Here is an 11580-nt window from a genome sequence, read left to right on the forward strand (position 1 = left end):
ATATTTGTCCTGAACTTCTTATATGATGTAATATTTGAAGGGGCCTGTCTACGCGCAACCAGACATTCCCACCCGTAATTTGTACTACTTCCCTTTCCTATTTTAAGGACTAGCAGTAACCATGCTAACCTGTCTCCTTTATTCAATACGGACGCACATCGCTGTTAAAACGATCTATGCTTAAATGCCTGGTGGTTATATTATTGTTCTTTATGCATACCCGGTTGTTCGCACAACCCAAAATAACCCAGGCTATATCCGTTGCCCAGGCGCCATGCATCGATGGGTCATTAGATGATTCCGTTTGGCAAAACGCGCCGGTAGCCATTGACTTTATTACCAACACGCCAGTGTATGGCAAACCGGCTACCGTAAAAACAGCCGTGCGGGTTTTGTATGATAACAATGCTATTTATATCGGCGCTTACCTGTACGATGATCCGGCCGGCATCAGGCGCCAGTATACCCCACGCGATAATTTGCAAAAGGCGAACGTTGACTACTTCTCTGTTTTCCTCGATACTTATAAAGACCGGCAGAATGCTTTTCAATTTCTCGTTACCGCCCGCAACGTACAAACCGATGCCCGGGTAAGCGCTAATTATACCGGTAATGAAGGCATGTATGGCGATGCCAGTTGGGATGCCGTATGGGAAAGCAAAGTAGGGTTTCGCCCCGATGGCTGGACCGTTGAAATGCGCATTCCGCTTTTTTCTATTCGCTTCTCCCGCAAAACAGCCGCCGACTGGGGCATACAGTTCATGCGCTTCAGCCGCCGCCTTAATGAAACTTCTTTCTGGAACCCAGTAAACCCCGCCGTAAGCGGCTTTGCCAACCAGTTTGGCGATATTACCGGGTTGAACAAACTGGTACCACCCTTACGACTGAGCTTTTCTCCTTACGTTAGTGGCGGCTACCGGCAAACACCGCACAGCAACAGCGCGCAACAAAATGAAACGCTTAAAAGCGGCGGCATGGATGTAAAATATGGCATCAATGAAAGTTTTACCCTCGATGCTACGCTTATCCCCGACTTTGGCCAGGTGGTCTCTGATAATGTGGTCAATAATATCAGTCCGTTTGAAGTAAGGTTCAGGGAAAACCGCCCCTTCTTTACCGAAGGCACCGAACTGTTCAATAAGGCCGGCATTTTTTATTCGCGCCGCATTGGCAAAACCCCTGATAAATATGACACGCTTGAAGATAAAGTCAACTCCGGGAAATTAGATGGCTACCAGCTGATAAAAAACCCGTCGGTAACCCGGTTATATAATGCCGTTAAGTTTTCGGGCCGAACGGCCGGCAACCTGGGCATTGGTATTTTTAATGCCGTAACCGAAAACGTACAAGCCACCCTGCGTAACCGTGGCACCGGAATAGATTCTACCGTAATCACTGAACCGCTTACCAACTATAATATTATTGTATTGGACCAGGCATTAAAGAACCGTTCTTACATCACTTTTACCAATACCAATGTGCTGCGTAATGGGCAGGAACGCGACGCCAACGTAACCGCACTGGATGTTGCCCTGTACGATAAGGCCAACCGGTATGGCCTGGTGATTAAACCAAGATACAGCATTGTGCGCAATGGCCCAGGCAGGTACGATGGCTTCGCCAATCACCTGGAAGCCGGTAAAGTGAGTGGTAACCTGCAGTTCTCCTTCACCAATGAATTAAGAACCGCCCAATACGATCCCAACGACCTGGGCTTTCAATTATCGCCCAATGCCTTTTCCAATACCAGCGCCATCAGTTACAATATTTACCAGGCAACCCCTGCTTTTTTAAACCAGAGCTATAGAATAGCGGTGAACCACGATTACCTGTTCAAACCATTTACTTATCAGAAAACATCTTTCGAAGCGGCTTCGTCCTGGTTATTTAAAAACTTCTGGAGCCTTTCGCTTACGGCCGATATTGCGCCCTGGTGGTATACCGACTTCTTTGAAATGCAAACACCTGCCAGCCTGTTTCAAACACCCCGGCAACCATTAAAACGGGCGCCTTATTATAACCTGTTTATAGAAGGCAATACCGATAATCGCAAACCATTAATTGTAAGCTGGCTTATTGGTGGTGCAGAAGGCCCGCTGCCGAATGATCCTTATTACGGCCTTCAGGTAGCCGTGAGCTACCGGTTCAGCGACAAGCTTATACTGGAAATGAGTTACAAACGTCAATACGATAATGGACAGTATGGCTATGCATTTGTTCGCGATCTGCTCACCCAGGCGCCCATCCTGGCCCGGCGTACATATGCCGATGTTACCGGTGTGTTCAGTGGCGTGTATAATTTCACCTCGCGCATGAACCTTACCTTCAGGGCCCGTCATTACTGGAGCCGGTTACAAAACACCAATCTGTTCAACATTCAGAAAGATGGGTACTGGACAGCCCGGTACGATCTGATGCCCCGCGACTACAACATCAATTACAATGCTTTTAACCTGGATGTTTTTTATACCTGGGATTTTCGTTTAGGCAGCCGGTTAATAATTGGCTGGAAGAACTGGCTGGGAAAAGATTATGAGTATACCCTCAGCTCCAATACTTATAAATATTACACTACTAATGCCCGCCAGTTGTTCAACACCCCGCATGGCAATGAGTTTACAGTTAGGTTTATCTATTTTTTAAACTATCAACAGTTAGAAGGAAGAAGCGGTAGCCGGCAATCGGCAGTCCGCAATCGGCAATAACTCAAAGCAAACTACAATTCATAGATGTCTTTAGCCACCCTGAACGTATTGCAATGCGCGTCCACAATGGTTTTTATATCGGGGGAATAACCGCCGCCCATGGCTACTACGCAGGGAATGCCATGCTGTTTCAATTGCGAGAACACCAGTTCATCGCGGCGGCGGCAACCTTCCATACTTATTTTCAGTTTGCCAAACTTATCTGTCGATAAAATATCCACGCCTGATAAGTAAAAAGCAAAATCAGGTTTTAATTGATCGAGCAGGGTAAACAGGTTGCTTTGCAGCAGGCTTACATACAGCTTATCTTCGGTACCATCGTTCAGCGCAATATCGAGATCGCTTTTTTCTTTATGAAAAGGATAATTATGTGCGCCATGCATACTGAAGGTGAATACGCGGGGTTCATGTTCAAAGATACTGGCCGTGCCATTGCCCTGGTGCACATCGAGATCTATAATAATGATCTTGCGCGCCAGCTCTTTTTTAAGCAGGTAATTGGCAGCCACGCCGAAATCGTTCAACAGGCAAAAGCCCTCTCCCCTGGCGGCAAATGCATGATGTGTGCCCCCGGCCACATTCAACGCTACGCCATGTTCAAACGCATGGCGACAACAATCAATGGTGCCCTGGGTAATCACAAATTCCCGCCGGGTTAACCGGGGCGATTGTGGAAAACCAATATGCCGTTGTTCGCGGGCCGATAAAGTTTGTTGCTGCAGTTTATGTACATACTCCGCATCGTGCGTCCATAATACAATCTCATCATCACAAACCTCCGGTGCAAATAAGTTATTGGGCGTTATAGTGCCTTCGTATAACAATTGTTCGGGTATCAATTCATATTTAAGCATGGGAAACCGGTGCCCCTCCGGCAACGGATGCGCATAAATGGGATCATATGCTATTTTCAGTAAGGGCGATGTGGGGCTCATTGCAACTGTACAATATTGTCGTTTACGATGGCAAATACATTTTCTTCATCTTCCGGCCTCACAATCGCAATACCGGTAAACCGGCTGAATGCGGGCAACACGCAAAATGCTTTGGCAAAGTAAAAACAAGGAAAGCTTAGTGATTGTTTGGCAGCGCCCCGTAATCGAATACCGGGATGAATATGGCCCGAGAAAAAGTAGTCGGTATCATGGGGGGATACATTATCCAGGTCGTGCCGGAACCGGAAAGCCCCGAGCTGTAATTCCTCGTCGGTAACCTGAATATTACATTGCTTATACCAGCTTTCGTGCAGAATATCGTGGTTGCCTTTTACCAGGTGAACCGGAAGATCAGGAAAATCGTGCCGCCACCTTTGAAACAGCTCCAGTTCTTTATTCTGATGGCTGTGAAAAAGATCGCCAACTGCTATTATTTGCCGGGGTTGAAAATATTGTATCAGGTGCACCAGCCGTTGCAGGTCTTCTTTATATACCGCCTGGGGTACGGCAATACCCGATTTGCGAAAATGCCCGGTCTTGCCAAAGTGAAGGTCTGAAAGAATAAGGGCCTTCTCTTCTTCCCAAAAAACACTCCTGTGTGCTGATAACCAAAGTTGTTGACCTAATAATTTATACGAAACCGGCGCCTGCATACGAATCAGAATTATTAATTAGAATCCGGTGCAAGGTATTTCAAAATACAGCGTGCGCCATCAGATAAAATTGGTGAAAATATAATGGCTAAGCATTTCTATTTATAGCGGTCCTTTTTCGGCAATCTTGTTGCGCAGGTCCTTTGTCCATGAAATAAGAATTGCTTTTTCCTGCGCCGTTAAACTGGCGTCTTTATGTATCCACAGATAGCTGTTCAGCGGCATTTCTCCTTTCTCAATTTGCTCTCCTACTTCTTCCATTTTATGGTTCTGCCGTTTTGCTGTATAGGCGGCAAACTCAGAAAAATTCAGTTCTTCTTTTCCTTCATTCACGTGATGCTGCATCCACCAACCCACCGGTTGAATATTTGTATACCAGGGATAGCGGGTGTTGTTACTATGACAATCGTTACAGGCGCGTTGTAAAATATGGGCCACCGTATCGGGCACGGTATAATGCTGACTGATGTCGTTGGGCGAAACGGCTGCTGACTGGTTACGGGTGGGGCGAATAAACTGGATAACGATCAGCAATGCAACCAGCACGAGCACTATTTTTTTCTTCATACCGAACAGATTTTAGAAAATGAAAATAAGTAAAAGCAGCGTGGGTTGGTAATGTATGCCCCCGGTATGGGCTGGTAAGCTTCTGAAAATATCGAATGGGCAATATTAATCAATGAGTTTGTTGCGCATACCGTACATGATAAGGCCGGCAATGGTTTTGGCGCCTACTTTCGATTTCATGTTCTGGCGAATGGTCTCAATAGTGCGGGGGCTCAGGAACACTTCTTTTGAAATTTCTTCAGTGGTTTTATCTGCCGCCAGCAACTTCAGTATCTTGATTTCTTTTTCGGAGAATTTGATGGGATTGGGGTAAAACTGCCGTACCTGTTTTTTGGTTTGCAATTTCGACAGTACCGCTTTGTTTACAAGGTCATTAAAGTAAAAATCATCATTCATGCAAGTGAGTATGGCCTGATAGATCTCTTCAGGGTCGGAGGTTTTTGTGAGGTAAGCGTTGGCGCCCATTTCCTTCATCTTGGTGATCATTTCCTGTTCGTCGTACATGGTAAGTACAACGATCTTTACATCGCTGTATTCCTTACGTAGTATCCCAATCGCATTCACCCCATCTACCTCGGGCATACGAATATCCATCAGTAAAACATCTGGTTTTTTGATCTGCATTTTGTGCATCAGATCTCTACCATCTTCGGCTTCCCAAAGAATCTTCAGGTACTCTTTTCCTTTCAGAGCCATTTTAATGCCGTCGCGAAATATTTTATGATCGTCGGCAAGTGCTACTTTAATAACCAGTTCAGTGCTCATAATGGGTAAGGTTGGCTTATTAATGGGTTATAAGTTGTTCCTTTTCTGGTAAAATATACCCTACCGTTTTAACCCCTTAATGGTTTGTTTTCATACCGTCCGGGGCCCTAACCTTGGGCAATATCGCATAAAAAAACGATTTCACTCACATTGTAAACGTTAGTTTACCAGGATCAATCGAAATAGTACCAGTTTATATGCGAAGCTTTTACGTATTTACCGGTAATTCCCGAATTGTTAAAATAGAGCGTTTCCGCTATTGCGAACAGGCAGGTGGCCGATTACTTTTGTTTCGGAAGTTGATTGATAAGGAATGGCAACCTTAAAACATCCAATATCACGATTACCGTCCTAAAAGTATTTCCAAAGATCTTATGAATGCCGCCTGTCAAATCCAATATCGGTCAACTTCTTCTGTTTTGTTTTAACCATTCTGCTTTCAGGCAATTACCTCATCCTGTTCAATACAAAGTCATACCCTTTCGAAAACATAGTTCAATTGATACCTGTTTTTAAAATCAGTTGTATTGCAATCAGTCAGCCGATAAATAAGAAAAGGAAACTTTTACTGTAAGAGCTGCTCTTTGCGTTGCCCCGTTTTTAAAATCCAACACGTTGCTTAAGCACTAATCCTACGATACTTAAGCAATTACACTTATTCACATGTGTGAATAACCATCTCACGAATGTAGGTTATACGAGTTTTAACAATAGTAAATATACGGTATATTACGAGAAAATTTCCCCCATTTTATATCGTAATACTTCTTAGAAAATCCCCTCAAAACGCAGGCCCATAGAGCATTTCAAGCAAAATTACAGCATTTATGGGTGCTCGCAACCCGTTGTATATCTTTTTTTTTGGAGGTTTCTTAACACCCGGAACCACTTTTTACAACCTCTAAAAACTTACTACTATGATGCAGACTGAACTCCTCACTAAACGTAACATTGCTACTATTGGTGAAGAAATTACCCATGAATTAGGCGCTGAACTGGTAACCAACTACCGCAAGGCTCATCCGAATGATGTACAAGGTTATATTATCGGCAAGGAGATCCTGAACCAGATCCTGGCTCAACCTGGTTGCGCCGGCATCCAGTTCCACAACGCTATCAACGAATTGGGACAAAAAACCCTGGTTTACGTAGGCCTCGATCAAAATGGCAAACAACTTATTAACTACACTGTAGTGACTGAAGACGCTCAACTTCAGAAACAAAAAGGCATTGTTGCTGACAGAAGTATCCCCTCTCCTTCCGGCGACGATATTTTCGGGGATGATGGATGGTTTATTGTTGATTAAATAAACCTGAATCTCTATATTTGAGGTAAAGCGCCTTGGTATAGAGAGTTTTTTCTTACATATCAGCTTATATTCTTCGCTATTACCCGTAATTCTCTTTCTTGCCTTTTTAAGGCACACCAAAAGGAAGGAATTATGGGTAATCTTTATTTACTCATTGTACTCATTCCTAAATGATATAATACTTTTAAACCTGTCTGCCAAGCTCTTCCTGAGCACCTATACGCTGGTTGAGTTTTTCCTCTTCAGTTATTTTATCTGGCTCATTATAGAAGGCAGGATGTTCAAAAAAGTGATAGCTACTGTCTCAACATTGTTTATTATATTTATCTGTTATTACTTTTTCACCACAAAGTGGAACTTTTTTGATTCAGTGCCAGTAGCTTGCGAATCAATTCTGATCTTTACATTTTCCCTGTATTATTTATTCGAGCAAATAAACAAACCCAGGGTGCTGTTTATATATAATACCTCCATGTTCTGGGTAATACTGGGCTTTCTGGTTTACCTGGCGGGTTCTTTCTTCATCTATACATTCGTAGATGAGATAGATAGCAGAGACATTGGTAAATTTTGGTTCATCACGTTCATATTCAATACCATAAAAAATCTTTTCTTTAGCATTGCTTTTTCGCTGAGAGAAGCAAAGGACAAAAACAGCAGTAGCCTGTCCTCATATGATAATTTTTTTAAAAACCCCTATAACCCATTATAAACCCCGCTTCTCACATACTAATGATCTTGCTGCAGGTCACGCATGGCACCGGCCAGTTTCCCATGGTACTGTACTTTGGCACCATTGGCATGCTGGTTCTTACCATTGGCCTCATCGTTTTCATTATTTTCCATCAACGTAAGGTTATCCGTTACCAAATGCAATTGCAATACATGGAGCAGGAGCAACAGAAAATGCTGTTGAATGCCTCCATCCGTTTACAGGAAGAGGAGCGGCAACGCATTGCTGCCGATTTACACGACGATGCCGGTCCCCTGTTGGCCACCGCTCGTTTATACCTGAACGAGAACCTGGTGAACCTCGATAAAACCACCCAGCTGCAAAGCATTTATAACGCCAAGCAGATCATTGACGATACCATTCAGCTGATCCGTAATATTTCACACAGCCTGATGCCCCCCACCCTTAAAAACTTTGGGTTGGAATCGGCGGTGAACGACTTGTTCCAGAAGATCAGCGGCTCGGGCAGCATGAACGCCAGCTGCCGTTTTCACGATTACCGCGAACGCCTGCACGCTGACCAGGAATTGATAATTTTCAGGGTTATACAGGAATTGGTGAATAATATTCTGAAACACAGTAATGCCAGTTTTATTCATCTAACCCAGAACCTGAGTGGTAATAAATTGTATATTCGCCTTCATCACGATGGCCGCGGTATTACCCAGGCCGATTTTGATAAACTGAATAAAAGTAATGTGGGTTTGGGCCTAAAAAACATTCAGAGCAGGTTGAAGCTGTTGCACGGACGTATATATTTCGAAAAAGACATTTCGCAAACATACTATAAGGTTACTATCGAAATTCCCCGGTTGGAGGAAGAACCGGTAGCACCACAATTATAAAATATTGGTTCATATTTTGATAAGGGCTACTACTATCTTAAGATGCAGCGCGGAATAAGTGTTTATACTAACGTAAAACCCATACCCCTGAAAACCTAAACACTTAAAATTTTTAGTAATTTAGTTTTGCCAATATCATACAATGATGGGACCTATTAAAGTGGCTATTGCTGATGACCACAAGATATTCCGTAAAGGGGTTATTTTGTCGTTAAGGCCTTATACAAACATAAAATTCGTACTTGAAGCAGAAAACGGCCAGGAACTGTTGGATAATTTACCAGCAGCCCCTGAGCAGCCTGATGTAATTTTAATGGACCTGCGCATGCCCCTGAAAGATGGCATCGAAACAACGAAAGTAATTGCCCGCCAATATCCTAACATCCATGTAATTGCGCTAACGATGTATGAAGATGAGCGATTTGTGAGCCATATGATGGAAATTGGCGCTAACGGATACCTGCTCAAAAGCGCCGACCCTTCCGAGATCAAGAAGGCGATCATGGAGGTAATGAGCAAAGGGTATTACCTGAATAACTTTGTAAACAGGATACTTTTAAAAAAATCACACGCCCGGGTTAAAGTGGTGCCCAGCCTAAACAGCGAAATCACCCTCAGCGACCGCGAGCGGGATGTGATAAAATATATTTGCATGGAGTTTACCGCCCATGAAATTGCACAAAAATTAGAGGTGAGTCCGCGTACTGTAGAAGCTATCAAAGACAGGTTGATGGAACGCTTTGGAGCTAAAAACACGGCTGGCCTTGTATTTTTTGCAGTTAAGAATAACCTGATTGATTAAACTCCCGGCAATTTTTGACAAATAACATAAAGCCGGCACTATGTTGATACCCTTATATTCAGCGTTAAAAACAATACAGCCCCCTATGAAGAACCGGTTTGGCCCTGAACTCTTAGACCATGGTAGAAACCGGTGGAAGTATATTTATTGCCCTGTCGCTGGTAGTAATGCTATTGTCGTTACTGCCCGTGTGCATACTCTTTATTCGTAAAGTAGCGGCTTCCGCTGTTCTTAACGTCCTGAAAGTCCTTTGCCTTTTCGTAATCTGCCAGTATCTCGCGCTTTTTTTCATTCAACCCGGACTCCCCACTCTTCCCATCGTCTTTAAACTCGTTGAATTCACGCTTGTATATTACCTGTTCAATTTACTGATGATCTCCGCCCAGGGAAAAGACATTCTGAAAATGGTGCTGGTATCGTTTCTGTCTGTAACTATTACTATTTACGCATTAAAAGGCCTTTCGGCTTATACGGATGTACTGACCATAATACAGGCCGGCCTATTGACCGTGCTGGCTGTTGTTATCTTATTACAACTCATCAACAACCGGCATATTTTTCTCGCCAACGAACCGGCGTTCTGGATTGCGGGTGGCCTGTTGTGCTATAATGGAATGGTAGTATTGATGGAAGCTATTGCAGGCAGTCACCCCAATCTGCCGCAACAAATACAACAGGAGAAAAGTATTATTATAACGCTGGCGGATATGTTGCGAATGGTGTTCTTTATTGTAGCCGCTTCGGTTGCCGGTAAAAAGAATGACAATAATAAAAACGACGTTGACATTCAACCACCCCCGCCGTTATTTCCCAAGCCTGTTAACCGGCGAACCATTAAATATTAGAGGGTCATTTCCGGAATATCGCCTTCAATTACCAGCTTACCCAATGTTTTATTGCGGATCTCATCAACCGTTACGCCGGGGGCACGTTCAATCAGTTTAAACCCACCCTGGGGCAATACATCGAGCACGGCCAGGTCGCTTACTATGCGTTTCACGCATTTTACTCCGGTTAACGGTAAAGTGCAAGCGGGCAATACTTTCGATTCGCCTTTGGGGTTGGTATGCATCATGGCCACAATGATATTTTTGGCGCTGGCTACCAGGTCCATGGCGCCGCCCATGCCTTTTACCATTTTGCCCGGTATTTTCCAGTTGGCAATATCACCGTTCTCTGAAACCTCCATGGCGCCCAGTACGGTCAGGTCAACCTTACCCGCCCTGATCATACCAAAGCTTTCAGCGCTGTCAAAGAAAGCGCCTCCGGGGATCACCGTTACCGTTTCTTTACCGGCATTAATGAGGTCGGCATCTATATCCGATTCAACGGGATAAGGGCCCATGCCCAGGATGCCATTCTCTGACTGCAGCATGATCTCAATGCCAGCTGGAATATAATTGGAAACCAGGGTTGGAATGCCAATACCCAGGTTCACATACATGCCATCTTTTAACTCCTGAGCAATCCGTTTTGCAATACCGTATTTATCTAAAGCCATTGTAGTTATTGTTTGTGGTTGATCTGAACTGTTTTTCTTTCAATTCTCTTTTCATAATCAGCGCCCTGAAAAATGCGGTGCACATAAATGCCCGCCACATGAATGTGATCAGGATCCAGTTCCCCGGGTTCAACCAGATGTTCTACTTCTGCAATGGTAATGTTGCCTGCTTTGGCGATAGAGGTGGAGAAATTGCGGGTGGTTTTGCGGAAAACCAGGTTCCCATAGCGATCGCCCTTCCAGGCTTTTACAATGGAAAAATCGGAATGCAGCGCGTATTCCATCAAATACATTTTGTTATTGAACTCACGCACTTCCTTGCCAGCTGCTATTTCGGTGCCATACCCTGCCGGTGTATAAAATGCAGGAATGCCCATTCCGGCCATTTGTATGCGGGTAGCCAGTGTTCCCTGGGGTATCAGATCCACTTCCAGTTCGCCGCTTAATAACTGCCGTTCAAACTCGGCATTCTCGCCTACGTAGGAGCTCATCATTTTTTTTATCTGGCGGGTCTTGAGCAGTAAGCCTAATCCAAAATCATCGACCCCGGCATTGTTGGAGATACAGGTGAGGTGCTTCACGCCTTTGCGTACAAGCGCAGCAATAGAATTTTCAGGAATGCCGCATAAACCAAATCCACCCAGCATAATGGTAGCATTATCCTGAATGTCGGCAATGGCGGCATCCGCATTGGCAACAACTTTTTGCATAGCAAGCAATTTATTGATAAAAATAAGGAACTACCGCATGCAGCCAAAACAAGC

Annotated in this window: 12 protein-coding genes; 6 read left to right on the plus strand and 6 right to left on the minus strand. The window is 44.2% G+C overall.

What is annotated here, in order from left to right:
* The first annotated feature begins 176 nt into the window (after positions 1 to 176).
* A complete protein-coding gene (locus ACJ751_RS11245; RefSeq protein WP_407745590.1) occupies positions 177 to 2705 on the plus strand; it encodes a DUF5916 domain-containing protein in 2529 nt (842 codons plus the stop codon).
* Between the two features lie 11 nt (positions 2706 to 2716).
* Here ACJ751_RS11245 and ACJ751_RS11250 read toward each other — a convergent pair whose 3' ends face one another.
* From ACJ751_RS11250 to ACJ751_RS11265, 4 genes are all read right to left on the minus strand, one after another.
* Positions 2717 to 3640, minus strand: coding sequence for a histone deacetylase (locus tag ACJ751_RS11250; RefSeq protein ID WP_407745591.1), 924 nt, complete (start codon positions 3638 to 3640; stop codon positions 2717 to 2719).
* Entirely contained in the window at positions 3637 to 4293 is a 657-nt protein-coding gene (gene pdeM, locus ACJ751_RS11255) for a ligase-associated DNA damage response endonuclease PdeM (protein WP_407745592.1), read from the minus strand. The genes ACJ751_RS11250 and pdeM overlap by 4 nt, the downstream gene beginning before the upstream one ends.
* 102 nt (positions 4294 to 4395) lie before the next feature.
* A complete protein-coding gene (locus ACJ751_RS11260) occupies positions 4396 to 4860 on the minus strand; it encodes a heme-binding domain-containing protein (protein WP_407745593.1) in 465 nt (154 codons plus the stop codon).
* Between the two features lie 105 nt (positions 4861 to 4965).
* Entirely contained in the window at positions 4966 to 5625 is a 660-nt protein-coding gene (locus tag ACJ751_RS11265) for a response regulator (RefSeq protein WP_407745594.1), read from the minus strand.
* A gap of 917 nt (positions 5626 to 6542) precedes the next feature.
* On the opposite strand from ACJ751_RS11265, the gene ACJ751_RS11270 reads away from it, so the two are divergent.
* From ACJ751_RS11270 to ACJ751_RS11290, 5 genes are all read left to right on the plus strand, one after another.
* On the plus strand, positions 6543 to 6932 hold the full coding sequence (locus ACJ751_RS11270; protein WP_407745595.1) for a hypothetical protein: 390 nt from the start codon (positions 6543 to 6545) through the stop codon (positions 6930 to 6932).
* Between the two features lie 157 nt (positions 6933 to 7089).
* Positions 7090 to 7647: a hypothetical protein gene (locus ACJ751_RS11275; RefSeq protein ID WP_407745596.1), complete on the plus strand. Its 558-nt coding sequence runs from the start codon at positions 7090 to 7092 to the stop codon at positions 7645 to 7647.
* Between the two features lie 20 nt (positions 7648 to 7667).
* Positions 7668 to 8513: a sensor histidine kinase gene (locus ACJ751_RS11280; protein WP_407745597.1), complete on the plus strand. Its 846-nt coding sequence runs from the start codon at positions 7668 to 7670 to the stop codon at positions 8511 to 8513.
* Positions 8514 to 8655: 142 nt separating this feature from the next.
* Positions 8656 to 9315, plus strand: a complete 660-nt coding sequence (locus ACJ751_RS11285; RefSeq protein WP_407745598.1) for a response regulator — start codon at positions 8656 to 8658, stop codon at positions 9313 to 9315.
* Between the two features lie 119 nt (positions 9316 to 9434).
* Complete coding sequence (locus tag ACJ751_RS11290; protein WP_407745599.1) at positions 9435 to 10160, plus strand: hypothetical protein; 726 nt, start codon at positions 9435 to 9437, stop codon at positions 10158 to 10160.
* Here ACJ751_RS11290 and ACJ751_RS11295 read toward each other — a convergent pair.
* Positions 10157 to 10816, minus strand: a complete 660-nt coding sequence (locus ACJ751_RS11295) for a 3-oxoacid CoA-transferase subunit B (RefSeq protein WP_407745600.1) — start codon at positions 10814 to 10816, stop codon at positions 10157 to 10159. The genes ACJ751_RS11290 and ACJ751_RS11295 overlap by 4 nt on opposite strands.
* 5 nt (positions 10817 to 10821) lie before the next feature.
* Positions 10822 to 11526 (minus strand): CoA transferase subunit A, encoded by a 705-nt coding sequence (locus tag ACJ751_RS11300; RefSeq protein ID WP_407745601.1) that lies wholly within the window; start codon positions 11524 to 11526, stop codon positions 10822 to 10824.
* Positions 11527 to 11580 lie beyond the last annotated feature (54 nt).

The sequence above is a fragment of the Niastella sp. genome, from assembly GCF_045805085.1.
Taxonomy (GTDB): Bacteria; Bacteroidota; Bacteroidia; order Chitinophagales; family Chitinophagaceae; genus Niastella.